The organism is Marinobacter sp., from assembly GCF_048266785.1.
GTDB lineage: Bacteria > Pseudomonadota > Gammaproteobacteria > Pseudomonadales > Oleiphilaceae > Marinobacter.
Genome location: NZ_JBLWYX010000012.1, coordinates 21257 through 46366, shown reverse-complemented (window position 1 = coordinate 46366; position 25110 = coordinate 21257). Strand labels below are relative to the sequence as shown.

General features: G+C 54.4%; 23 protein-coding genes. 8 read left to right on the top strand and 15 right to left on the bottom strand.

Features of this window, described 5'->3' with window-relative positions; genetic code table 11:
* The first annotated feature begins 98 nt into the window (after positions 1–98).
* The gene (locus tag ACN0V1_RS15475; RefSeq protein WP_417545850.1) at positions 99–932 is read left to right on the top strand and encodes an HDOD domain-containing protein; all 834 of its coding nucleotides are present in this window, start codon (positions 99–101) and stop codon (positions 930–932) included.
* Positions 933–940: 8 nt separating this feature from the next.
* Here ACN0V1_RS15475 and ung read toward each other — a convergent pair whose 3' ends face one another.
* From ung to ffh, 13 genes are all read right to left on the bottom strand, one after another.
* Positions 941–1669: a uracil-DNA glycosylase gene (gene ung / locus ACN0V1_RS15470; RefSeq protein WP_417545849.1), complete on the bottom strand. Its 729-nt coding sequence runs from the start codon at positions 1667–1669 to the stop codon at positions 941–943.
* Positions 1670–1671: 2 nt separating this feature from the next.
* On the bottom strand, positions 1672–3204 hold the full coding sequence (gene lysS, locus ACN0V1_RS15465) for a lysine--tRNA ligase (protein ID WP_417545848.1): 1533 nt from the start codon (positions 3202–3204) through the stop codon (positions 1672–1674).
* A gap of 54 nt (positions 3205–3258) precedes the next feature.
* A protein-coding gene (prfB, locus tag ACN0V1_RS15460; RefSeq protein WP_417545847.1) for a peptide chain release factor 2 occupies positions 3259–4354 on the bottom strand; the annotation gives its coding sequence in 2 pieces (ribosomal slippage) (positions 3259–4281 and positions 4283–4354; 1095 coding nt in all).
* A gap of 391 nt (positions 4355–4745) precedes the next feature.
* The gene (recJ, locus tag ACN0V1_RS15455; RefSeq protein WP_417545846.1) at positions 4746–6479 is read right to left on the bottom strand and encodes a single-stranded-DNA-specific exonuclease RecJ; all 1734 of its coding nucleotides are present in this window, start codon (positions 6477–6479) and stop codon (positions 4746–4748) included.
* 6 nt (positions 6480–6485) lie between these two features.
* Positions 6486–7886, bottom strand: a complete 1401-nt coding sequence (gene thrC, locus ACN0V1_RS15450) for a threonine synthase (protein WP_417545845.1) — start codon at positions 7884–7886, stop codon at positions 6486–6488.
* Between the two features lie 25 nt (positions 7887–7911).
* Positions 7912–9213: a homoserine dehydrogenase gene (locus tag ACN0V1_RS15445; protein ID WP_417545844.1), complete on the bottom strand. Its 1302-nt coding sequence runs from the start codon at positions 9211–9213 to the stop codon at positions 7912–7914.
* A gap of 175 nt (positions 9214–9388) precedes the next feature.
* Entirely contained in the window at positions 9389–10087 is a 699-nt protein-coding gene (locus tag ACN0V1_RS15440) for a DsbC family protein (protein WP_291946466.1), read from the bottom strand.
* A gap of 133 nt (positions 10088–10220) precedes the next feature.
* Positions 10221–11123, bottom strand: a complete 903-nt coding sequence (gene xerD / locus ACN0V1_RS15435; protein WP_417545843.1) for a site-specific tyrosine recombinase XerD — start codon at positions 11121–11123, stop codon at positions 10221–10223.
* Between the two features lie 114 nt (positions 11124–11237).
* Positions 11238–11594 (bottom strand): 50S ribosomal protein L19, encoded by a 357-nt coding sequence (rplS, locus tag ACN0V1_RS15430; protein WP_417545842.1) that lies wholly within the window; start codon positions 11592–11594, stop codon positions 11238–11240.
* 25 nt (positions 11595–11619) lie between these two features.
* Positions 11620–12378: a tRNA (guanosine(37)-N1)-methyltransferase TrmD gene (gene trmD, locus ACN0V1_RS15425; protein ID WP_417545841.1), complete on the bottom strand. Its 759-nt coding sequence runs from the start codon at positions 12376–12378 to the stop codon at positions 11620–11622.
* 3 nt (positions 12379–12381) lie between these two features.
* Entirely contained in the window at positions 12382–12909 is a 528-nt protein-coding gene (rimM, locus tag ACN0V1_RS15420; RefSeq protein WP_417545840.1) for a ribosome maturation factor RimM, read from the bottom strand.
* A gap of 26 nt (positions 12910–12935) precedes the next feature.
* Positions 12936–13175, bottom strand: a complete 240-nt coding sequence (gene rpsP / locus ACN0V1_RS15415; protein ID WP_417545839.1) for a 30S ribosomal protein S16 — start codon at positions 13173–13175, stop codon at positions 12936–12938.
* A gap of 164 nt (positions 13176–13339) precedes the next feature.
* Positions 13340–14728, bottom strand: a complete 1389-nt coding sequence (ffh, locus tag ACN0V1_RS15410; protein ID WP_417545838.1) for a signal recognition particle protein — start codon at positions 14726–14728, stop codon at positions 13340–13342.
* Between the two features lie 181 nt (positions 14729–14909).
* On the opposite strand from ffh, the gene ACN0V1_RS15405 reads away from it, so the two are divergent.
* From ACN0V1_RS15405 to ACN0V1_RS15385, 5 genes are all read left to right on the top strand, one after another.
* The gene (locus ACN0V1_RS15405) at positions 14910–15716 is read left to right on the top strand and encodes a cytochrome C assembly family protein (RefSeq protein WP_417545837.1); all 807 of its coding nucleotides are present in this window, start codon (positions 14910–14912) and stop codon (positions 15714–15716) included.
* 82 nt (positions 15717–15798) lie between these two features.
* Positions 15799–17082 carry an HlyC/CorC family transporter gene (locus ACN0V1_RS15400; RefSeq protein ID WP_417545836.1) on the top strand — a complete coding sequence of 428 codons (1284 nt, stop codon included), beginning with the start codon at positions 15799–15801 and terminating at the stop codon, positions 17080–17082.
* A gap of 151 nt (positions 17083–17233) precedes the next feature.
* Entirely contained in the window at positions 17234–17836 is a 603-nt protein-coding gene (locus ACN0V1_RS15395) for a Yip1 family protein (RefSeq protein ID WP_417545835.1), read from the top strand.
* 198 nt (positions 17837–18034) lie between these two features.
* Positions 18035–20242: a DUF1631 domain-containing protein gene (locus ACN0V1_RS15390; protein ID WP_417545834.1), complete on the top strand. Its 2208-nt coding sequence runs from the start codon at positions 18035–18037 to the stop codon at positions 20240–20242.
* An 82-nt stretch (positions 20243–20324) separates the two neighbouring features.
* Entirely contained in the window at positions 20325–20609 is a 285-nt protein-coding gene (locus tag ACN0V1_RS15385) for a hypothetical protein (RefSeq protein WP_417545833.1), read from the top strand.
* Between the two features lie 30 nt (positions 20610–20639).
* On the opposite strand, the gene grxD is transcribed toward ACN0V1_RS15385, so the two are convergent.
* On the bottom strand, positions 20640–20966 hold the full coding sequence (grxD, locus tag ACN0V1_RS15380) for a Grx4 family monothiol glutaredoxin (RefSeq protein ID WP_417545832.1): 327 nt from the start codon (positions 20964–20966) through the stop codon (positions 20640–20642).
* Positions 20967–21206: 240 nt separating this feature from the next.
* On the opposite strand from grxD, the gene argF reads away from it, so the two are divergent.
* Positions 21207–22121 (top strand): ornithine carbamoyltransferase, encoded by a 915-nt coding sequence (gene argF / locus ACN0V1_RS15375; protein WP_417545831.1) that lies wholly within the window; start codon positions 21207–21209, stop codon positions 22119–22121.
* Positions 22122–22126: 5 nt separating this feature from the next.
* The gene (locus tag ACN0V1_RS15370) at positions 22127–23200 is read left to right on the top strand and encodes an ABC transporter ATP-binding protein (RefSeq protein WP_417545830.1); all 1074 of its coding nucleotides are present in this window, start codon (positions 22127–22129) and stop codon (positions 23198–23200) included.
* Positions 23201–23493: 293 nt separating this feature from the next.
* On the opposite strand, the gene ACN0V1_RS15365 is transcribed toward ACN0V1_RS15370, so the two are convergent.
* A complete protein-coding gene (locus ACN0V1_RS15365) occupies positions 23494–25062 on the bottom strand; it encodes an ATP-binding protein (RefSeq protein ID WP_417545829.1) in 1569 nt (522 codons plus the stop codon).
* Positions 25063–25110: the final 48 nt, after the last annotated feature.

Here is a 25110-nt window from a genome sequence, read left to right as displayed (position 1 = left end):
AATTTGCTATAAATAGAGTTCATATTTCTAACTTTCGGGGGCGCCCGCTCGATAACATCACGGGCCTCCCGAACTGACAAGCGGACCTCTGCCAAACTATGTCGAATATTGCTGAAACCATCAAAGCGGATCTTACGGCCGCAATCGAAAACGACAAACTGGTACTTCCCACCCTGCCGGAAGCCGCGCTTCAGGTGCGCGATATCGCCGAGTCCGAAGATTCGGCCATTGGTGACCTGGTCAAGGTTATCAGCAACGATACAGCCCTCTCTGCCCGTATCATCCGCGTTTGCAACAGCCCATTGTTCCGGGGCAACCGTACTATAGAGAACCTGAACATGGCGGTAAGTCGGCTCGGCATGGCCTATACCAGCAACCTGGCCATGGGCCTGGCCATGCAGCAGATGTTCCAGGCAACCTCTGACATGATCGACAAGCGCCTGCGTGCAACATGGCAAACCAGCACCGAAGTGGCTGGCGTTTGCCATGTACTTGCTCAGCACTACACAAAGCTGAAGCCGGATCAGGCCACCCTGGCTGGCCTGGTGCACCTGATTGGCGTACTGCCGATTTTGCGCTACGTGGAAGACGAAGATGTGCAGGTCAGCAGCATCATGCTGGACAACATCATCGACGAACTGCATCCGAGAATCGGGGCAGCTATTCTTAAAAAGTGGGATTTTCCGAAAGATCTGCAGAATGTTCCATTGGAATACGCCAGCTTCCAACGAGAAGTGCCTTCAGCCGATTACGCCGACCTGGTTATGGTGGCCAACCTTCAACTGGTTGCTGGCTCTGAGCATAACTGGGCACAGATGGACTGGACTGCCATCTCGGCTTTCGATCGCCTCGGCCTTGACCCGAATATTGACATGAACGAAGAAGAAGATCTGAACGCCCAGATGGAAGCCGCGATGGCTTTGCTTCAATAGGATCAGGATTAGTTATAACGGGCAATCAGGCCTGCTTTGGAAGGCAACTGCCAATCTACTGGCTCCTTCCCCTGCTCCCGGAGCCATTCATTGGCCCGGGAGAAATGCTTGCAGCCAAAGAAACCGCGATAAGCACTGAGCGGTGATGGATGCGGCCCTTCCAGCACAAGATGGCGGTTACGATCAATGTGCTGCCCCTTCTTTCGGGCATAACTGCCCCAGAGCAGAAACACGACACCTTCACGTTCACGATTCACTACGTCAATCACACGATCAGTAAACGTCTCCCAGCCTTTTCCCTGATGCGCGCCGGCTTTCCCCTGTACCACCGTTAATACGCTGTTTAGAAGCAATACGCCACGCTCCGCCCAGGGCTGCAGGCAGCCATGATCCGGCGGCGCGATACCCAGATCACTCTGGATTTCCTTGAACATGTTAACGAGCGACGGTGGCGGGGAAACGTCCGGCCTTACGGAAAAGCACAAGCCATGAGCCTGGCCGGGGCCGTGGTAGGGATCTTGCCCAAGAATAACAACACGCACCTGATCCAGCGGCGTGCTGTTGAGGGCATTAAAGCAGTGCTTGCTATCGGGAAAAAGTACCTTCCCGGCGCCTTCTTCTGCAGCCAAAAACTCAGCCAGCGCCTGCATATAGGGCTGACTGAACTCGCCTGCAAGGTGTTCTTGCCAGCCCCGGCCGGGCCTGAGATGGCTTGCCAGTACCTTAACCGGGTGCATGGTTATTCCTCCGGCTTGGAGCTCTCGGCTTTGTGTTCCGGGCGCATGGCCGGGAACAGGATTACGTCGCGAATGGAGGGGGAGTTGGTCAGCAGCATGGCCAGACGGTCAATACCTATGCCCTCACCCGCCGTTGGCGGTAGGCCGTACTCCAGAGCCATCACGTAATCTTCATCGTAGAACATGGCCTCGTCGTCGCCGGCATCTTTCTCGGCAACCTGCGCCTGGAAGCGCTCAGCCTGATCTTCCGCATCGTTAAGCTCGGAAAAGCCGTTGGCAATCTCGCGGCCACCCACGAAGAACTCGAAGCGTTCAGTCACAAACGGATTGCTGTCTTTGCAACGCGCCAGCGGCGACACTTCTTTCGGGTATTCGGTGATGAACGTAGGCTGCATCAGGCGATGCTCTGCCGTCGCTTCAAAGATCTCGATCTGAACCTTGCCCAGGCCCCAGCCGTTTTTCACATGAATGCCCAGATCTTTTGCAACCTGCCGCGCAGAAGCCTCATCCGCAAGCTGCTCGGCAGTGACGTCCGGAGAGAAGCGCAGGATGGCGTCCACCACAGTCAAGCGTTCAAAAGGCTTACCGAAGTCGTACTCGATAGATTCTTCCGTGCCGTCAGCCAAGGTTCGGCTATTCACCACCTTGGTAGTGCCCAGCACCTGCTCGGCAATAGCGCGCAGCATGTCTTCGGTAAGGTCCATCAGGTCGTTGTAATCGGCATACGCCTGATAGAATTCCACCATGGTAAATTCCGGGTTATGACGAGTGGAAAGCCCCTCGTTCCGAAAGTTGCGGTTAATCTCGAATACCCGTTCAAAACCGCCTACAACCAGGCGCTTCAGATACAACTCCGGCGCGATGCGCAGGTACATATCAATACCCAGAGCATTGTGATGGGTCATAAACGGTCGCGCGGTGGCGCCACCCGGAATCACCTGCAACATGGGGGTTTCCACCTCCATGAAATCGCGGTCTGCAAAAAACTGACGCATGGCAGTAATAATCTTCGAGCGCGCAAGAAAGACCCGGCGGCTGTCTTCATTGACCATCAGATCCACATAGCGGTGACGATAGCGCGATTCGGTATCGGTCAGGCCTTTGTGCTTCTCCGGCAGCGGGCGCAGTGACTTGGTAAGAAGCACATACTCATCCATAGTCACATAGAGATCGCCCTTACCGGACTTGGTCAGCAATCCACGCACACCAACAATGTCGCCAAGATCCCAGTGCCTGGTATCTTTCTGCACCTCTTTGGTCGCGTAGATCTGCATACGGCCAGTCATATCCTGGACCACTTTGAATGCCTTGCGATCAAGCATCATGCGACCGGCAATGGCAACCTCTATGCCCATGGACTCCAGCTCTTCCTTGCTCTTGTCACCGTATTTCGCCTGCAGTTCGGCGGCGGTGGCATCGCGTCGGAAATCGTTGGGGAAGGGATTACCGCTCTCGCGCAGCTCTGCCAGCTTGGCACGGCGCTCAGCAATCAGCCTGTTGTCCTCTTGCGGTGCATTCTTGGTGTGTTCAGTCATGTTGGCTCACTAGAAAAATCAGGGGTGTCCGGGCTGGCTTGGCAATGGCGCTGATTACAGCGCCATCTTCAGGCTGGCTTCGATAAACTTGTCAATATCACCATCCAACACCGCCTGGGTGTTGCTGGTTTCAACCTTGGTACGCAAATCCTTGATGCGGCCATCATCCAGCACATAGGAACGAATCTGGCTGCCCCATCCAATATCGGATTTTGCGTCTTCGGCTTTCTGCTTCTCGGCGTTGCGCTCCTGCATCTCACGCTCATAAAGCTTGGCCTTAAGCTGCTTCATGGCCTGATCTTTGTTCTGATGCTGGCTTCGACCGGCCTGACAGGCCACAACAACACCCGTCGGGTTGTGAGTCAGACGCACCGCAGATTCTGTCCGGTTAACGTGCTGACCACCGGCGCCAGAGGCACGGTAAACATCCACTCGCAGGTCTGCCGGGTTGATCTCAATCTCGAAACTGTCATCCACTTCCGGCGACACAAACACTGAAGAAAAGGAGGTATGGCGACGGTTACCAGAATCGAAAGGCGACTTGCGAACCAGGCGGTGAACACCGGTTTCGGTGCGCGCCCAACCGAACGCGTACTCGCCCTGAATATGAATGGTGGCACTCTTCACACCAGCCACATCACCTTCCTGCAATTCCACAATCTCTGTCTTGAAACCACGGCTCTCAGCCCAGCGCAGGTACATGCGCAGAAGCATATTGGCCCAGTCCTGAGCCTCAGTACCGCCCGAACCGGCCTGGATTTCCAGGTAGGCGCTATTGGCGTCCATCTCACCGGAAAACATACGACGGAACTCGAGTTTTTCGAGCTCTGCATCAAGAGTTTCAAGGTCCGACTCAATTTCGGTCACTGTGTCTGCGTCATCTTCCTCCACAGCCATTTCCAGCAGACTTTCTGCATCGGAAAGACCGGTTGTGAGGTTATCAATGGTACTGACAATCAGATCAAGATCAGAGCGCTCCTTGCCCAGCGCCTGAGCACGTTCAGGGTCATCCCAAACTGTGGGCATTTCCATCTCACGCTCTACTTCAACTAGCCGTTCACTACGCTGATCATAGTCAAAGATACCCCCTGAGCGCTTCAGTACGCTCACGAAGCTCTTTAATCTTCGTCACAATGGGATTAATTTCCATGAAAACCTTACTCGTATTGGAAAATGGTGAGAAAAACCGTGGCGGAATTCTACCCGAATTCTGACGGCAAATCAGCCGTTGTCCGCTGGTTTGGCACAAGCGCTGATCAGGAACGGCCTGCCGGGAGACGCTGTGAATACGTCCATGTACGCTTGACGAAAACATCCATGTTTTCGACACTCCCGGCAGGCCGTTCCTGACCAGCGCCCGATATTGGGAGCAAGCCGCATGTTAACAAACGGAGTTCTCCGCTGTTGATCTACCCGTGCTTTCCAATCGGTCAGGGGGCGGGTGCTCTTTTCTGCCGGAAAAAGATGTCTGAGCGCAGCGAGTTGCTTTTTCCAGAAGAAAAGAGCACCCGCCTCCTGGCCAGCCTCAAAAGCCAGCCCAGCTAGGAAAGTGGCTCCAGATAATCCACCAACAGCTGAAGGTTCGTCCGGCCTCGGAAGGTATTGGCGTCGGGCTTGTAAACCACCCGAACACCCGTGCGCGTGTAATCGGGAACTTCCGGCCCGGTATTGAACGCAATAGCATCAATGATCCCGCTGCCATCCATTGGCTGTAAAACCAGCTTCAAATGATTTTCGCCAACAATACGCTGGCTGATCACCCGAAACTCACCATCAAACAAAGGCTCCGGGAAATGCTGCCCCCAAGGGCCGGCGCGCTTCAGCAAAGCGGCGGTCTCCAGCGACAGCTCATCAGAACTCAATGCCCCGTCGGTCGTAATCGCAGCTTCAAGGTCTGCGGCAGTGAGGGTATCCCTCACAGCCCTATCAAACGCCTCGGTAAAGGTATCAAAATCACTTCGAGCCAGGGTCATACCTGCCGCCATAGCGTGACCGCCATATTTATGCATAACACCAGGATGACGGGAATCCACAACCGCCAGCACATCGCGGATATGCAGCCCCGGAATTGAACGGGCAGAACCTTTTATGTCCACACCATTCTCGTCCGGCGCAAAGGCGATCGTCGGCCTGTGGGTCTGCTCGCGAATACGGGCCGCAAGAATACCGATCACACCCTGATGCCAATCCTGATCAAACAGCGCCAGCCCCCAGGGCAGCCCTTCCAGATCCAGAGACATGGAGGCGAGCAAGTCCTGCGCCTGAGTCTTCATGTCCTTTTCGATGGTGCGCCTTTCCCGATTGAAGGTATCCAGTTCACGGGCAAGGCGCCGGGCTTCATCTGGGCTGTCTGCCAGCAAGCAGGCAATACCAACGCTCATATCGTCCAGTCGGCCAGCGGCATTTAGGCGTGGGCCAACCACAAACCCGAGATCGGTTGAGCTGATATTGGCGTGTTCCCGGCCAGCCACCTCGAGCAAAGCGAGAATTCCGGGGCGGGCTTCGCCCTGACGAATTCGGCGCAGGCCCTGCTCAACGAAGATCCGGTTGTTATGATCCAGTGGCACAACATCAGCGACCGTGCCCAAAGCAACCAGATCCAGCAGGTTGCCCAGATTGGGCTCCGGCTGCGGCAAGCGACCAGCCTCCCGGAGTTTCTTGCGCAAGGCCGTGAGTATGTAGAACATGACACCCACGCCTGCGGCGTTTTTGCTCAGAAAAGCGCAACCGGGTTGATTGGGGTTCACGATGGCATCGGCATCTGGCAGCGTTTCGCCAGCAAGGTGATGATCCGTAACCAACACCTTGATACCCAGTTTCTTCGCGGCGCTTACACCCTCAATGGCAGAGATTCCGTTATCCACCGTCACCAGAAGATCCGGTAGCTCACTTTCCTCTTGCAGGCGATCAATGATTCCGGGGGTCAGCCCGTAGCCATCCGCAAAACGGCTGGGCACCCGGAAATCAATGCTCTGCAACCCGAGCATGGAAAGCCCGAGCATTGCGACAGCGGTGCTGGTCGCACCGTCAGCATCAAAATCTCCGAGTACAAGTACCCGCTGGTTCTGGGCAATGGCGTCTGCCAACAGTTCAACCGCACGGTCGATGCCGCGCAACTCAAAGGGTGAAGCAAGGTGCCTGAGGGTATAGGTTAACTGGTCATCGGAGGTTACACCGCGAGCAGCATACAGGCGGCGGAGCAAGGGAGACAGGTCTAGCCCCCAGCCCGGAGTGTTGTCCGGGCGAGGGCGACGCAGGATCTTTTTTGGTGTCATACCGGGTCAGGCATTCTTCCAGTGCTTTGCTATAAACGCCTGCACACCCGCCCGGTCATTATCAAGCACGGTATAACGCTCTTCGCGCTCAAACAGATCTGCCATATGAGCCGGAAGTTCTGGTTTTACAGTCAGACCGGACTCAACGATGGCGCCAGGGAACTTGGCCGGGTGGGCCGTTCCAAGGGTGATCATCGGCACTTGAGCATCACGGCGACAGGCCCGGGCAGCGTGCACACCGATGGCCGTGTGCGGGTCCAGCAGGTATTCGTTCTGCTCGTAGACTTCACGGATGGTGTCACACGTCGTCTTGTCATCAACCGCAGCGCTGTCGAAAAGTTTCCGAGCACGCTTCCAACGGTAATCTTCAATACTTACCGGGCCTTTAGCCGCGTTCTCCAGCAATTCTTTAACCGCCAGCCCGTCGCGACCATGAAGATCAAACAGTAAACGCTCAAAGTTGCTGGATACCATGATATCCATGCTCGGCGACAGCGTGTGCTCAAGCGTATGCTGCTCGTATTTGTTGCCACTCATGAAACGATGAAGAATATCGTTTCTGTTTGTCGCGATAACCAGTTGCGATATCGGCAAGCCCATTTTCTTCGCCAGATAGCCGGCAAAGATGTCCCCGAAATTACCGGTAGGCACCGAGAACGCCATGCTGCGATCCGGACCACCGAGAGCCAGAGACGCATGGAAGTAATAAACGATCTGAGCCATGATCCGGGCCCAGTTGATCGAGTTAACAGCAGCCAGTTTGGCCTTGCCACCCAGGAACGACTGGTCGCCGAAACTCTCTTTGACCATACGCTGACAGTCATCAAAATTGCCCTTAATGGCAATATTGTGGATGTTATCACCCTGAACCGTGGTCATCTGGCGGCGCTGCACTTCCGAGACGCGCTCGTAAGGGTGCAGAATAAAAATGTCTACGTGCTCGCAGCGACGACAGCCTTCAATGGCTGCAGAGCCGGTATCCCCGGAGGTTGCACCCATTATGACCGCATGCTCTTTGCGCTTTCCGAGCACGTAATCCAGTAGCCGGCCCAGTAACTGAAGCGCGAAATCCTTGAATGCCAGGGTTGGCCCACGGAACAGTTCCATCACCCATTCGTTGGTATCAAGCTGAACCAGCGGTGCGACAGCCTTGTGCGCAAACACACCATAAGTGTCATCAAGCATCTGCCGGAATTCAGCCTCGGGGATGGCCTCCTCCACAAACGGGTACATGATATTGAACGCCAGCTCTGTGTAGGGAAGCCCGCGCCAGCCGCGAATCTCCTCCAGACTGAAGTGTGGGAGTGCCTCTGGTACATAAAGGCCGCCATCGGGGGCCAGACCTGTGAGCAGAACGTCTTCAAATCCCAGTGCGGGTGCTTCTCCCCGCGTACTGATGTATCTCACGTGCGTACCTGCCAGTTAGGGTTTCTCAGTTAAAATTTTCGGCGCGGATGCGGACAACCGGGCCATCGGTATCAGAGAGGGATTCCAGCTCTTCAATAGCCCGGTTAATCTGTCGTTCCTGCACGGTATGAGTCAGGATAATGACGGGAATACGGCCGTCCTTCACCTCGGATTCTTTCTGCATGATCGACTCAATGTTGATGCCGTGCTCACTCAGAATCGAGGCTATTTTGGCCAGAACGCCAGGGCGATCCAGAGCCGTTATGCGCAAATAATAAGCAGACTGGATGTCTTCCATGGAGAGAACGTCGAGATTTTCCAGGGCATCCGGAGCAAACCCGAGATGAGGTACTCGCAGCGTACTTCCGCTCGCAACAATGCGGGCAACGTCCACAATGTCGGCAATCACAGCCGACGCTGTTGCCTCATCGCCGGCACCTGGCCCGTAATACATGGTCTGGCCAACCGCATCACCATCCACAAGAACGGCGTTCAGGACTCCATCAACCTGAGCAATCAGGTGACTTTGAGGAACCAGGGTCGGGTGTACGCGAAGCTCAATACCTTCATCCCGACGACGGGCGATGCCCAGATGCTTGATGCGGTAGCCAAGTTGCTCAGCATGGGCGATATCGTACGGTGTGATTGATGAAATCCCTTCGGTAAAGGCTTTTTCAAACTGCAGAGGAACGCCAAAGCCGGCCGAAGCAAGAATGGTCAGTTTGTGGGCAGCATCAATACCCTCAACATCAAAGGTGGGGTCTGCTTCTGCGTAACCGAGATCCTGAGCCTCTTTAAGAACTTCAGCAAAAGCCCGGCCTGCGCGCATTTCGGTCAGAATGTAATTGCCCGTGCCATTGATAATGCCGGCAATCCAATCGATACGGTTAGCCGCCAGGCCTTCGCGAATGGCTTTCATGACAGGAATGCCACCGGCCACACCGGCCTCATAAGCAACCACAACGCCCGCGTTTTCCGCTGCGGCAAATATTTCATTGCCGTGAACGGCGATGAGCGCCTTATTGGCGGTAACAACATGTTTGCCGTTGCGAATGGCAGCGAGCACGAGTTCACGCGCGGTTTCGTAGCCGCCGATCAGCTCTACCACAACGTCAACCGCAGGATCGTTCACCACGTCGAAAATTTCGGTGCTGAAAGGCACATCGCCAAAATCCAGATCGTCGCGATTGCGCCGGCTGGCAACCCGGGCAATCCGGATATTACAGCCCGCACGGCCCGCAATAAGAGCGGCGTTGCGAGTCAATACATTGAATGTACCGCCGCCAACGGTTCCCAGTCCGCAGATTCCGACACTGACGTCTTTCAAGCTCTCACCTCTGATCCCGAAGGGGTGCTGATGTATTGTAATAGTGCAGCATTATGATGTTGCAGCACTGAAAGGCCGCATAGTATACCGGTTCAGGGCCCGCTGAATAAGCCCTGAACCAAAAGCTTGTCACATAACATTAATCGACCGGAATGCGACCCTGCTCAAGGCTTACTCAGAGCAGCCCCAGGCCTTTGGCCAGATCCCTTGCAGGCAGATAGCCCCGCACCACGTTGCCGTCTTCCAACACGATTGCCGGAGTGCCGGTTACACCTATACGGCGACCTAGCTCGAATTGCTCCAGAACAGGGTTATCACAGGTCGCTGCTTCAATGGCTTTACCGGATTTGGCTGCACTCATCGCAGATTGCTGATCTTCAGCACACCAGACAGAGATGTACTTTGTAAACGATGGGGTGCCCGGGCCGGACCGCGGGTAGGCATAGTAATTCACGGTAATACCGTAATCATTGAGCTGTGACACCTCATCATGGAGCTTGCGGCAGTACGGGCAGTCAATATCGGTGAACACATCAACAACTGCTTTTTCGTTGCTGGCCTTGAAGGTGATAAGACCGTCTTCACCGTAGCTCTCCATGGTTTTGCGCCGCTCACCGGCCCTGCCCTCTTCTGTCACATTAGCAATGCCCTCGCTGGTAACCTTCAATAAATCGCCGGTTAGCAGGTACTGACCATCGGATGTCGTGTAGATAGTGTCTCCGTTATTACTCCGAACCTCGTAAAGCCCCTTCGCCTCGGATTCCTTTATTGACGATATTTTCAACCCGGGCACGGCACTGGAAAGACGCTCGCTGATGCTGTCTTCAACATCACCAGCAGTGCTAAAGGGAGAGCCCAGAACACCAGCTGCCATAACTGCTATCATAAAAAACCGTTTTACATTCATTCTGGCAAACACACCTTTTCAGTCGAGTATTATTGGGTTTACGTGCGACACCTGCTCGCCACAAAAGTTCAAAGCGCTACCTTACCTAATAATCGTAGACTCAACCACGGGGATGATGGGACTGATGCAACGATTGCAAACGTTGTCGCGCCACATGGGTGTATATCTGGGTTGTCGAAAGATCCGAGTGACCCAGCAGCATCTGGACCACACGCAGGTCTGCACCGTGATTAAGCAGATGAGTTGCAAAGGCATGCCGGAGCGTATGAGGTGACAAATGTTTGCGGATACCGGTACGCACGGCGTAATGACGAATCCGATGCCAGAACGTCTGTCGCGTCATGGCCGCCGCCCGGTTACCCGGAAACAGCGCATCACAGGCGCGCCCCTTGAGCAGCTCGGGGCGGCCTTCCTTCATATACCGGAGCAGCCAGTCTACTGCCTCCTCCCCTAGCGGAATCAGGCGTTCTTTATCACCTTTACCGGTTACGCGTATAACACCCTGGCGCAGATTCACCTGATCGACACGCAAACTGGTGAGCTCAGACACCCGCAAGCCACAACCATAGAGAATCTCAAGCATGGCCTTGTCCCTCTGCTCAATCGGCAACCCGGGATCCGGTTCCGCAAGCAGTGCATCCACTTCCTCTTCGGTCAGCGAATCTGGCAACCGGCGGGGAAGTCGAGGGCTGTCTATACGCAACGTGGGGTCTTCAGCAATCAGCCGCTCCCGAAGAAGAAATCGGTAAAAGCGACGGACGCCTGAGAGGCGACGAGCCGCCGTAGACGTCATGATACCCTCTGCGAGCCCGCTGGCCATCCAGGCCAGCATATCGGTTCGCCGCGCATCAGTTAACAACGGCTGCCCGGGCTGATTTTCCAGCCAGGCTGCCAGGCGTTGTAAATCGCTCCGATACGCCTGTCGGGTGTTCTCACCCAGACCGTCCTCAAGCCAGACCGCATCAACAAACCGGACAATTACTGCTTCATCCTCTGGTCTCACACTCTTGCCCTCTGACACCCCATACCCTCAGCACTGCATTCTGGCCCGTCAGAAACGAAAAAGGCAGCCCTGAGGCTGCCTTTTTCACTGCAAGGTTGTTCAGCAAATAACTGATCAGCCCAACTTTTCCTTGATACGTGCCGCCTTACCAGAAAGCTCACGCAGGTAGTAAAGCTTGGCCTGACGCACGTCACCGCGACGCTTCACCGTAACGCTGTCGATCAGCTTGGAGAAGGTCTGGAACGTACGCTCAACGCCTACGCCGTAGGAAATTTTCCGTACGGTGAAAGAGGAGTTCATGCCACGGTTACGCTTGCCGATAACAACGCCTTCGAACGCCTGTAGACGCTCACGGTTGCCTTCAGTTACGCGAACCTGGATAACCACGGTATCACCAGGCGCAAACGCGGGGATTTCCTTGGTCATCTGTTCTGTTTCAAGTTGATTGATGATGTTGTTCTTGCCGCTCATCGTAATGCTCCTGATACCCAATCTTTTAATGCCCTGATGATTCAGAGGCACACGGTTCGTTTAAAATCTCACCCAGCAGCTCACGCTCTTCATCCGTAAGCACCCGCTTTTCCAGCAGGTCGGGGCGTCGCTCCCGGGTTCGCCTCAGCGACTGTTTAAGCCGCCAACGCCGGATCTGACCATGGTGACCGCCCAACAAAATATCCGGCACCGCCTGGCCTTCGTATACTTCGGGCCGGGTGTAGTGCGGACAATCCAGCAACCCGTCAGCAAAAGAATCCTGTTCTGCCGACTGCGCATGACCTAGCGCTCCGGGGATGAGGCGTGTGACCGCATCGATGACAGCCATAGCCGCCAACTCGCCACCGGAAAGCACAAAGTCTCCCAGCGAAATTTCCCGGTCAACTTCCGCTGCTATCAGGCGCTCATCAACACCTTCGTACCGCCCAGCTACCAGAATCAAATGCTCTTCTGCAGCAAGCGACTCAACAACAGCCTGGTTCAGCGTCTCACCCTGAGGCGACAGATAAACCACGCAGGCTTTTCCGGGCGCAGCGTTCTTCGCTGCGTGAATGGCATCCCTGAGAGGCTGAATTTTCATCAGCATACCGGGGCCACCACCGTAAGGCCGATCATCAACAGTACGATGACGATCGTGAGTAAACTCGCGGGGATTCCAGCTATCGAAGGTCAGAAGACCGTCGCGCACTGCCCTGCTCGTTATCCCGTAATCCGTTACCGCCTGAAACATCTCCGGAAACAGACTGACTGCACCAATCCACACCCGTCAGAACTCCGGATCCCAGTCTACGATCATTTTGCGCCCTGCCAGATCCACCTCCCGAACAACCTCACCGGGAAGATAGGGAATCAGACGCTCGCGCTGATCAATGGAACCCGCTGTCGCGTGCACAACCAGAACATCATTGGAGCCGGTTTCGATCAGATGATCCACACAACCAAAGCATTCACCGTCAACGGTAAATACATCAAGCTTTTCCAGCTGGTGCCAGTAATACTCCCCTTCAGGGAGTACCGGCAATTCGGTAGTCGGGACCTTGATTTCGGCTCCACAATACGTCCGGGCCAGCTCGCGATCACCAATACCTTTGAGCCTGACAACGATCGCCTGCCCTTGGCGGCGACCTTCCTCAAGCTTTGCAGGGATACGTTTACCGTCGAGATCAAGAACCCAGTCGGTGTAGTCAAGTATCCCTTCTTTGGGGTCGGTGAAAGAAAAAACCTTAAGCCACCCTTTAACCCCAAATACCGAGGTAATCCGACCGATCACAGTTTCCTGCGAATTCTGCGTCATACAACAACCCCGGTGGTCAGTAAAACTTACACGGCAGCCTTGAGCAATTGCGCAACGCGATCGCTGGTTTGTGCACCTTGACCAATCCAGAAATTTACACGGTCGCGATCAACACGAAGACGCTCTTCCTGACCGCGGGCGATCGGGTTGAAAAAGCCAACGCGCTCAATGAAGGCGCCGTCACGTGCATTACGGCTGTCAGTGACTGTCAGATGATAGAACGGGCGCTTCTTGGAACCGCCACGAGCCAAACGGATTGTTACCATTTAACCAATATCCTGTTCTGTTATACGAACTTTGTACGTTTCACGCAGGCCACAATGGTGGCTGACGCGGAGACCCATACTCGAAAGGGGCGCTATTCTATGCTAAAAATGCGCCAAAGAAAACAGGGAAACAGACTGTTTCAAGGTTTTCCTTATAAGGCTTTTCACATACGACCGAACGGCGGCATTCCACCGCCACCACCGCCCGGTGGCATCATACCACCGAGGCCACGCATCATATTCGCCATTCCGCCCTTTTTGCCAAACTTCTTCATCATTTTCTGCATTTGCTTGTGCTGCTTGAGCAGACGGTTCACATCTTGTATCTGTGTTCCGGAGCCCGTGGCAATGCGACGCTTGCGGGAATTATTGATGACATCCGGATGGCGACGCTCTTTCGCGGTCATCGAACAGATGATCGCTTCGAGCTGCCCCATGGACTTATCATTGACCTGCTGCTGCGCAACCTGGGCCATTTGCCTCATACCTGGCAACTTGTCCAGCAAGCCGCCGATACCACCCATATTCTTCATCTGCTGTAGCTGATCGCGGAAATCCTCCAGATCAAAGCTTTTGCCTTTCTTGATCTTTTTGGTGAGCTTCTCGGCCTTTTTCTGATCCAGCTTGCGCTCCGCCTCCTCAATAAGAGAGAGCACATCGCCCATGCCAAGAATACGGGACGCAACCCGGTCCGGGTGAAACGGCTCCAGAGCATCTATTTTCTCGCCAACCCCGAGAAACTTGATGGGCTTACCCGTGATATGCCGCACAGAGAGCGCTGCGCCCCCACGGGCATCGCCATCGGTCTTGGTCAGCACCACACCGGTCAGCGGCAAAGCATCGTTAAATGCCTTGGCAGTATTTGCAGCGTCCTGACCTGTCATGGCATCAACTACAAAGAGGGTCTCAACCGGGTTTACTGCTTTATGCAGACGGCCGATCTCGCCCATCATCTGCTCATCAACGTGCAAGCGCCCCGCGGTATCGAGAATTACCACGTCGATGTGTTTCTTGCGAGCCACCGCAACCGCTCCTTCAGCAATGGCTACCGGGTCCTGATCAGCCGAACTGGGGAAAAACTCAACACCAACCTCCGCCGCCAGAGTTTCCAGCTGCTTGATCGCTGCTGGCCGGTATATGTCGGCACTCACCACCAGGACGGTCTTTTTCTGTCGCTCTTTCAAGAAACGCGACAATTTTGCAACCGTGGTTGTTTTACCCGCGCCCTGAAGGCCGGCCATCATGATCACTGCCGGTGGCTGAACGGCGAGATTGAGGGTTTCATTGCCCTCGCCCATTACCCGCTCAAGCTCCTGCTGAACAACCTTTACGAAGACCTGGCCTGGGGTAAGGCTGCGCTGCACTTCCTGACCGATAGCGCGCTGACGGACACCTTCAACAAAGTCCTTCACTACCGGCAGGGCGACGTCCGCCTCCAGCAGTGCCATACGCACTTCGCGGAGAGTGTCCTTAATATTGTCATCGGTGAGCCGCGCCTGGCCGGAAATCTTGCGCAGGCTGCCGGAAAGTCGGTCTTGGAGGTTCTCAAACATGTTGCTCTTCCGTACCCCGGATAAATTGAGTGCCCAAACCAAAGAGCCAGCTTCGGCTCCTTGATTCCTGTTGCATAATCGCGACATTATAACCAGACTATCGTCCTGAAACGACCAATCCGGTCAAATCGGCAGCCATGCCTGCCGATTCCCAGCCAGCACAGTGGTTAATAAGGAAGTCATGGGAACGCTGATTCTCGCGGTCACCTCTCTTTTTCTGTACAGCGTCGGCACCGCTCTGCAAGCACTTCACTTTCGTGGTCAAGTGCACAGTAATATTGCGATCACCACCCTTATCGGCATGCTGGCGCTTACGGCTCACGGGCTCCTGATTACCCAAACCATTCATCACGATGGCGGCGTAGACCTGGGCTTCTTCAAAAGCTCAGTTCTCATTTCCTGGCTGATCGTTTTTCTTCTGCTAGGGCTAAACCTCAGAAAGCCGGTTCAAAGCCTTTTTCTGGGCGTTTACCCGCTGGCAGCGTTCACCATCATCATGGCACTGATCACCCATACGCCATCGCGCCTGGTCTCTGATGAAAGCTACGGTGTACTTTCTCATATCGCATTATCAGTGACAGCCTACAGCCTGTTTTCTCTGGCGGCTATACAGGCAACTCTGCTGTACTTCCAAAACCGGCAACTGAAACAAAACTATAACAGCACCCTGTTACGCAATCTGCCGCCGCTGCAAACCATGGAATCCCTGCTTTTTGAAATGGTCTGGGCTGGCGTGGTCATGCTCATTCTGGCCATTGTGACGGGCGCACTCTTTATAGAAAACCTGTTTGCCCAGAACCTGGCCCATAAAACAGTGTTCTCCCTGCTCTCGCTGCTCGTTTTCGTTGCTTTGCTCGTCGGGCGTTATACGAAAGGCTGGCGCGGCATGACGGCAAGCCGCTGGACACTGGCCGGCTGCGCGCTCCTGATGGTGGCCTTTTACGGCAGCAAATTCGCCCTTGAGCTGGTATTCCAGAGGGGCGGCTGATATCCCACCCACAACCTCTTGACACCATGCACAATCACAACCTACTTTCGCTACTTGTCAGCAATATAAGGACACCACTGGTTTGGACGGTACATCGCTTACTGCGCTGTCGATTATTCTTGTCGGGCTAATCATGCTGTCGGCATTTTTCTCCAGCTCTGAAACCGGGATGATGTCACTCAACCGGTATCGCCTGAAGCACATGGCGAAAACCGGCCACAAAGGCGCCAAACGGGCGCAGGGGTTGCTGCAACGTACCGATCAGCTTATCGGTATCATTCTGATCGGCAACAACTTCGTCAATATCCTGGCGTCATCCATCGCTACCGTTATTGCCATTCGCATATGGGGTGACGCAGGCATTGCGATTGCGACACTGCTGCTAACGATAGTCATTCTGATTTTTGCCGAAGTCACGCCTAAAACCCTGGCTGCACTTTTCCCGGAAAAAATCGCCTTCCCTGCAAGTTACATTCTCGGGCCGTTACTGAAGATTCTTTATCCGATTGTGTGGTCTGTAAACCTGTTTACAGGAATCATCCTCAGGATTCTGAGAATTTCCCCGGATGATGCTGCCAGCGATCACCTCAGCAGGGAGGAGCTCAGAACCCTGGTAAATGAGGCGGGCGCCCTGATCCCGGCAAAGCACAAGGATATGCTTGTCAGCATTCTCGACCTGGAAAATGTGACCGTTAACGACATCATGGTGCCTCGCAACGAAGTCTCCGGAATCGATCTGGACGACGACATCGACACCATCTTGCGGCAACTGAGAAACAGTCAGCACACACGGCTTCCGGTGTTCAAGGGAGATATCAACGATATTCAGGGCATCCTGCATCTGCGCAGCGCAACAAAGCTGTTACAGCAAGAGGACATCAACAAGGCCATGGTCCTGCAGCTTTGCCAGGAGCCCTACTTTGTTCCCGAAAGCACCCCCCTGAATACGCAGCTCATCAATTTTCAGAAAGGTAAACGCCGTTTTGGTGTTGTTGTCGACGAATATGGCGATGTGCTTGGGCTCGCAACTCTGGAAGACATTCTGGAAGAAATTGTTGGCGAGTTCACAACAGACTACGCGGCAACCAGCCCCGATATTATTCCACAGGGAGACGGCACCTTTATTATTGATGGTACGGCCGCCGTGCGCACCATCAACAAAACCCTGGGCTGGAAGCTACCCACCGACGGCCCTAAAACGCTTAACGGCCTGATCACTGAAACCCTCGAGAACATTCCGGACACCAACGTTTGCCTGAAGGTAAACGGGCATCGGGTCGAGGTGCTGCAGATCAAGGATAACGTCGTAAAGGCGGCGATTGTGCACCCGAAAAAGCGTAAAAAACGGGCGCTTTCCATAAACTGACATATTTTCTCTGCTCTTCCCGATAGAGCTTCCAGTTATAGCGGAGCTTGTTTTAGAAAGATCAAAATGTAACTGACTCCTTGACGCATATCAATCCACCGCTAACACTGAAGGGGAGTGCGAAACAATAATAACTGCTAGGAGTTTGTCCATGAGTCTGTCGCATACCTTTGGCCTTCTGACTAATCCTGACCAGCAGTGGGAAGCCATCCGAAAAGATTCCGAGTCTGTTGCCCGTCTTTATACAGGGCACGTGTTGCTTCTCGCTCTGATACCTGCCTTGGCAGGTTTCTTCGGAACCAGTCAGGTGGGCTGGCAAATCGGTGACGGTCAGGTGACACGCCTGTCAATCAGCAGCGCACTGAGCCTGTCCGTGCTGTTTTATGCTGCCATGCTGGCCGGCATATTCATTCTCGGCAAGTTCATTGATTTCTTTGCGGCAACTTACGGTGTGGCGGATCAAACGCCACGGGGCGTTACAATGGCCGCATATACCGCCACACCCATGTTTCTGATCGGAGTTATCGCGGTTTACCCCAGTATCTGGGTCGTTATGCTGGCGGGGCTAGTCGCCGTTGCTTACGCGGTCTACCTGCTTTACGAAGGTCTGCCCATCCTGATGAAGATTCCTGAGGATCGCGGGTTCATGTTTGCTACAGCGGTGCTCACTGTGGGGCTGGTTATGTTTGTCGCCCTCCTGGCAATAAGCGTAGTGATCTGGAGCATGGGTATCGGCCCGGTATATGTAACCTGAGGGTAGGAGTTCGGCCTTCACGACGGCGCAAAAATAAAGGGTGTTCAGGTGGAACACCCTTTATTTTTCAATTTAACGCACAGGTTGGTTTTTATTCGTGTTAACCAAGCAGAAAATGCGGTAAATTTAGTCTATAACCAAAAAACAGACAGTCTAGCTCGGTCATGTACCCGGTTGAGCCGTAAACAGGAGTCGGCGATGAATAAGCAGTCCGGCATACATTACCTCCGTGGGCACAGGGAAGAGGGAAGCAGCCAGCCGGTTCCTGTGGAGGTCACCCGCATCCGCGACACAGTTGTTGCCGGGCTCGGAGATTTGCTGCAGGGAGCATTCGATGCTGTTGATGACTCGCTTTTCGAACTGGCCAATAATGCCCGCAGTAATAATGAGCAGAACCGCTATTTTGAGGCCATGCGCGAAATCCGCATCAAGCGGAAAGGCGTAGAGCGTCACTTTCAGAGTACAGTTGCACAATTCTTTGCCAATCCTCCCCACACCGGCCCGGTTCAGGAAGAGACTCTGAGCCGGCAGGCAAATGCCGATAACCTCGCACTCGTCGGCGATGATGATCTGGAAGAGCAAGTTGCTCTGAACGCCATGATCACTAAAGCCAAAGCCCATTTCCAGGGGCCTCTTTTGCAGCTCCAGACCCGCTTCAGCCAGGTCTATGAAGGCGCTACAGAGGAATCGCCAGTAAATCCCATGGCACCCGAGCATCTTTGCAGCGCTTTCACGGAAGCCATTCAGGCGCTGGAAATACAGATCCGCGAACGATTAATCCTGCTCAAGCAGTTCGACCGGTACGTTGTATCCAATCTGGGTATGCTACTGGACGAAGCAAACAGAATTCTCATTCAGGCGGGCGTCATCCCCAATTTCCGCTACCACGGAAAAAGTGGCCAGCAACACAGTGCTGCTGAGGGTCAATCCGCTGCCGGGAGCCCGAAAAGCTCCGTTGGATCCCATGAAAACCGGCAAGACGGCGGCGCGAGCAGCAACGCCGTATTTGAGCAAATTCATCAACTGCTAGCGCGCCAGCGCGCCAATGCTGGCGTGCCTTCGCGCCAACACGATCCAGGTTTTCGGGTTATTGGAGGCAATGAGCTGGTCAGTTTGCTGGCATCATTGCCTTTCAGCACTCAGGCCGGCGCCGAACACAACCTCAGCGCAGGTGAACCGATTATCATTGATCTTCGTGAGGCGGTTCAACAGATTCTTGCACAAGCCAACACCAGAGATGGCAAAAAGCCTGCACTCAAGGAAATGGACGAGGATCTGATCAACCTTGTTTCCATGCTCTTTGAATTTATCCTTGATGACTACAACTTGTCTGCACCGGTTCAGGTTCTGATCAGCCGACTGCAAATACCCATCCTGAAAGTTGTTATTAAAGACAAGAGTTTTTTCAGCAAGACCACGCACCCGGCAAGGAAGCTGCTTAATGCTCTTGCCCGTGCAGGCATCGGCTGGAGTAACAGTGACGAAAAAACCAGAGACAAGCTGTACGAGAAAATTCACGGCATTGTGCAGAGAATACTCAGTGAGTTCGACGGTGATATCGCGTTATTCGAAGCACTGAACGATGAGTTTGAAGAATTTCTTGCCAGGGAAAATCGCAAAGCATCCCTGGTGGAACAGCGTACCCGAGAATCCGAGCGCGGACGCATCAAGTCCCAGAAAGCCCAAGAGCTGGTCGATCGCGTAATCAAAGAGCGCGTAGCTCGTTATCGGCTTCCGGAATCCACCTACAACATCCTCATCAATGGCTGGAGCCGGGTCATGTTTCTCGCCTACCTTCGGGACGATGTAGAGCATCGCTGGCAGGAAAGCGTGAAAGTTGTTGATGATCTGATCTGGTGCCTACATCCGCATCAGGAAGATACCGAACGAGACCAGTGGGTTCGCGTCGTTCCCGGCCTGCTCAAGTCTTTGCGTGCGGGGCTGGAAGAGGTTTCATACAATGCCGCAAGGCTTGATGACACCATGAGCCAGCTCAAACACGAACTTGCAGAAGCCTTCCGTGCAAGCTCCAGTATGGAATTTTCTGAGCCGCCACCGGCGACTGAAGACGAGCAGGATGAGGACGCCAGAAGCAAAGCGGAGCTTCAACCTGAGGATGCTGCTATTGCAGAGTTCATGGCTCAGATTGACGGTATCGAGATAGGCAACTGGGTTGAGTTCCGCCTGGTGAACGGTGCAAGCTTCCGGTGCAAGCTTTCAGCAATCATCGAAGAAGCAGACTGCTTTGTATTTGTGAACCGTATGGGTCTGAAAGTCATTGAAAAAAACCGGGTTGAGCTCGCCCACGAAATGCGGCGCGGGAGAATGACACTGCTCGAGCAAGGGGCATTTATTGATCGGGCACTGGATGCCGTAGTCGGTTCCTTGCGCAGCAAAACTGCCTGATCTGCCCTGGCCCGCAGCCGACCTGCGGGCCAGGGACTCAGCGCAGCTGATCATCCGGTAATAATGGAGCAACCTGAGATCAATGCTGGAGCACGGCAGCTATAACAGCCTTCCGGCGAAGTATCGGATCGCCCTCGCCTTATCAAGCGCATTCCTGATTCATACGCTGTTGCTGTCCGGCGTTCCTTCCGCCCTGCCAGACCCTCCGGCCAGGCACCAGCAGCAACTGAACCTGGAACTCATCTCTGCGAAAAGCCCTTCCGGGGCACCCGCATTGTCCGCCAGCCCTTATCCGCAACCACCGCCCGAACAGAGCGGCAAGAACCGCTTCGAAGCTAAACTGGTGTTCTCTCCGTCGCGGCTCTGACCCAGCAAGGACCCGGCAGGAAAAGAGGAATCAGGCCTCGGCTTGCTTGGTAGCCGCTTTAACCAGTTTGGCCAATTCACCATTCTCGGACATCTCCATAATGATGTCGCACCCACCCACCAGCTCACTGTTGACGTAAAGCTGAGGATACGTCGGCCAGCTCGAATAAACCTTCAGGCCTTCACGCAGCTCCTGGTTATCGAGAATATTTACAAATGCGAAACGCTCACCACATGCCATCAAAGCCTGAGACGTCTTGGCTGAAAAGCCACACTGCGGGGCCTGGGGCGATCCTTTCATGTAAAGGATAACCGGATTGTCTGCGAGTTGGGTTTTAATGGTTTCGTTAATGTCCATGAACATTCACCTCTGATTGAAACGGAACAGCCTGGTGCGCGTTTTGCGCTGTTGACCTGCTTTTAGTAGACACTATTGTACACGGCGGGCGAGCTTCTCAACAAACACTACTATTTGACGCAGGGCAAGCCCTCAGCCCGCAGCGTTGTCATCATTGGCGTGAACGGATAGACTTGATGCCCCCGTTTTTTCACCAGTACTTATACTCATCCAGGGCTTCACCAAGGTAAGGGCCATCACATGGCAGCAAGGCATTTTCTGACATTGAATGACATGACCACGACCGAGCTGGAGAATCTGGTTGATCATGGATCCAAGCTCCGGAAGGAATGGCGCCAGGGCAAGGTCAGGGATTCACTGAAAAATCGCGTGCTGGCGATGATCTTCGAAAAGTCCTCAACGCGCACCCGGGTTTCTTTCGAAGCCGGCATGGCCCAACTGGGCGGCTCCGCCATGTTTCTGTCTCCACGGGATACGCAACTTGGCCGCGGTGAGCCTATAGAAGACTCAGCCATTGTTATCTCCAGCATGGTCGATGCGGTAATGATTCGCACATTCGCCCACGAAACCGTCGAAAAGTTTGCACGGGCTTCGCGGGCACCGGTTATCAACGCTCTCACAGATGACTTCCACCCCTGTCAGTTGCTGGCCGACATGCAGACGTATCGCGAGCATCGCGGCAGTATCCGGGGCGCAACCGTGGCCTGGATAGGTGATGGAAACAACATGTGCCACTCCTATATTAATGCCGCCACACAGTTCGATTTCCACCTGAACATTGCAACGCCTCAAGGTTACGAACCAGACCTTGAACTCGTAAAAGCTCACAGCGCACACGTGACCCTTATGCGCGAGCCCGCTGAAGCTGCGCGCAACGCCGACCTGCTGGTCACTGATGTGTGGGCCTCCATGGGCCAGGAAGACGAACAGAAAGCCCGCGAAAAAGCCTTCAGCAACTACCAGATCAACTCGGCGCTGATGGATATAGCAGCAGCAGACGCACTGCTCATGCACTGCCTGCCTGCCCACCGTGGCGAGGAAATCTCTGCAGACATGATAGACCACCCAGGCTCCGTAATCTGGGACGAGGCCGAAAACCGGCTCCACGCCCAGAAAGCTCTGCTGGAATTTCTGATACTGAACCGCCTGGACTAAGATTTATGAGCACGCCCAAAACCACCTCTCACAACTGGTTGCTCGAAGTAAATAACCTCACCTGTGGCTATGGCGGAGATGAAGTCGTAAAAGATGTCAGCTTCGCACTCAGCCATGGTGATATCGGCTGCCTGCTCGGGCCCAGCGGTTGCGGAAAAAGCACCATTTTGAGAGCCCTGGCAGGATTTCTTCCGTTAACCGGAGGCGAAATATGCTTGCAGTCCCGGCAGATCAGCCTCCCAGGCCGCACACTGGCGCCTGAGAAGCGCCGCATCGGTATGGTTTTTCAGGACTATGCCCTGTTTCCGCACCTGAGCATTGCCGATAACGTAGGCTTTGGACTACGTGGGCTGGACAAAGCCGAGAAGCGATTCAGAGTCATGGAACTGCTTCACGTCGTTCACCTTCAGGATCTGGCGGAGAACTATCCCCACGAACTTTCAGGCGGCCAACAACAGAGGGTTGCACTGGCGCGAGCCCTCGCCCCGGAGCCAACGTTGATTCTGCTCGACGAGCCCTTCTCCAATCTGGACACTGACCTGCGCCGCAGGCTGAGTCTGGACGTGCGTGAGATTCTCAAAACACTTGGCATCAGCGCCATTCTGGTAACTCACGATCAACAGGAAGCCTTTGCCATGTGTGATCAAGTGGCGGTACTCCAGGGCGGCAAAATTCAGCAATGGGATGTGCCTTATAACCTTTACCACGAACCTGTGAACCGTTTCGTTGCGAGCTTTGTAGGGCAAGGCGGGTTTGTTCCGGGCAAGGCTATGGGGCCGGACACCATAGAATCCGAGCTGGGCATTATTCACGGCAACCGCGCCTATAAATGGCCACCCGGCACCCTGGTAGACGTGCTCATCCGCCCTGATGATATTGTTTACGATTCGGATTCAGACCTGCGCCCGAAAGTCGTGGAGAAGACCTTTGCAGGCACCTCTACGCTCTATCGCTTCCGCTGTTCTGAAGATACCGAGTTTGAAGCGCTTTTCCGCAGTCATCTGGACTTCAACCTGGGCGAAACCGTTCCAGTACGAGTAGAAGCCGACCATCTCATAGCTTTTGAACGCCACAGCTGACCAGAAGGGATCAGAAAACAAGAACACTGGCATGGGTTCAGGAGAAAAACAGGCGGGGAAATCGCAGGACTCAAGAAAAAGAAAGAAAAAAAAGGGCCGGAAAACCGACCCTCAAATGACGAATGAAACAAGGAAAATTCGTAAGAACCACAACTTCAAAAGTTATCCCTTACGCTTTTAATTATCGGCACCGGCGGCTCGAATTTCAGTAGTGCTTGTGTTGCGGCTTTGTTACATCAGGTGAGAGCCTGAGAACTGGCTCACACTCTCCTCCCGCTCGCTTCACACTTTCCTCAAAAGCCCGGCTCCAGCGGTTTTTTACGCGGCCAGACCAGGCTGAAACGCGCACCTCCAAGGCTGTCGCTCTTGCTTACGAACGCCTGCCCGTTATGCCAGTACAAAATGCGGCGTACGATAGAGAGACCAAGCCCATACCCACCGGAGGTGCGGGTGCGACTGTCATCAAGCCGGGCGAACGCCGTAAACACCTTTTCCCACTCATCTTCCGGAATACCCGGGCCATCGTCTTCCACATCAACCCGGCAATGATCTTCATCAATATGGCAACGAACAAGCACTTTGCCCGTTGCGTAGCGCCCGGCGTTCCCCACAAGGTTCTGGATAGCACGGTGGATGTAGCGCGGCTCAACGTCGGCCGTAGCCAGGCGCTCTGTCTCTTCATCGATTTCGCCTGTTATGCTCAGAGCCGGACGGACGCGCTGCTGCTCCTCCACAACCTGATTCACGATGTCCGTAACGGAAGCCTCTTCGAGCGAAAACACTGGCCCACCCTGCTCGAGGCGGGCATAGGTCAGGATTTCATCAATCAGTTCATCGAGTTCCTGAATATCGCCGTCAATACCATCCAACTGCTTCTGTAGGGCTTCCTGGCCCTGGCAATCCTCAATCATCTGCACGCCAAAGCGGATGCGGGCAACCGGTGTTCTCAACTCGTGGGAGACCGCATGAATCATTTCGCGCTGAACGTTTACAAGGCGCTGTATGTGCTCCGCCATGCCGTTGAACGCCGCAGCCAACCGCGACACAATAGTGCCCTCGCCCGCCTCTACACGCGCACCCATCTCCCCCCTGGCAATTCGCACAGCAACGGATTCCACTTTGCGCAAATTGCTGTCCAACCTACGGAGCACAAGAATCAGAGACAGAGCCAGAACGCTTCCTGACACCACCAGCAACAGCAAAACAACCGGCCATGCCCAAGGATTGAAGGGCGCCGGCAGGATAACCTGAATCAGCTCGCCGTCTGCCAACTGCACGAGTACCCGCCCCGCCCCGTTTTCGTGATAAAAGGCGAAACTGCGGCTGTAAACCCGCTCCAGAACCTCGTCACCCGGCAAGGAATCAGGGCCCTGAACCCTGAGAACGGTCACATTCAGGCCCGCTGACAACCGCTCAACCGCTTCTTCCCGCTCCTCCGGACCGGCCGCATCCAGATGCACACGCAAAATCTGTGCAGATGCCACAGCGATATCCCTGTAGGGTTCAGATGCCCTGAACTGCAAAGCCTCACCATGAAAGCCGGTGATCAGAAACCGATATCCCAAACTGGTTTCAACCGCCACCACCTGGTCATAACCCAAGCGTTCACGGATAACCTCCGAGAGCATGAGTTCGCCGGGGCCTGTAGCCCTGAAATCGTACTGGGAAATCAGCCAGTGGTACTGTTGTTCCGGTGCAGGTGACGAAGCCAGCAAACGCATCAACGGCTCAGAGAAGCGTTCATGCCAGAACTGTGAGCGTACGGAGTTAATACCAACAAACAGGACAACACAGAGCAGTATCACCAGCGCAGTAAGGCCGGCCAGGCGAGCATAGAGCTTGAGGAAAAACTTCAGGGGCATGTCAACGAACCCTGGCAGGAATACGCCGACCGGAAAACCCGGGCCGGC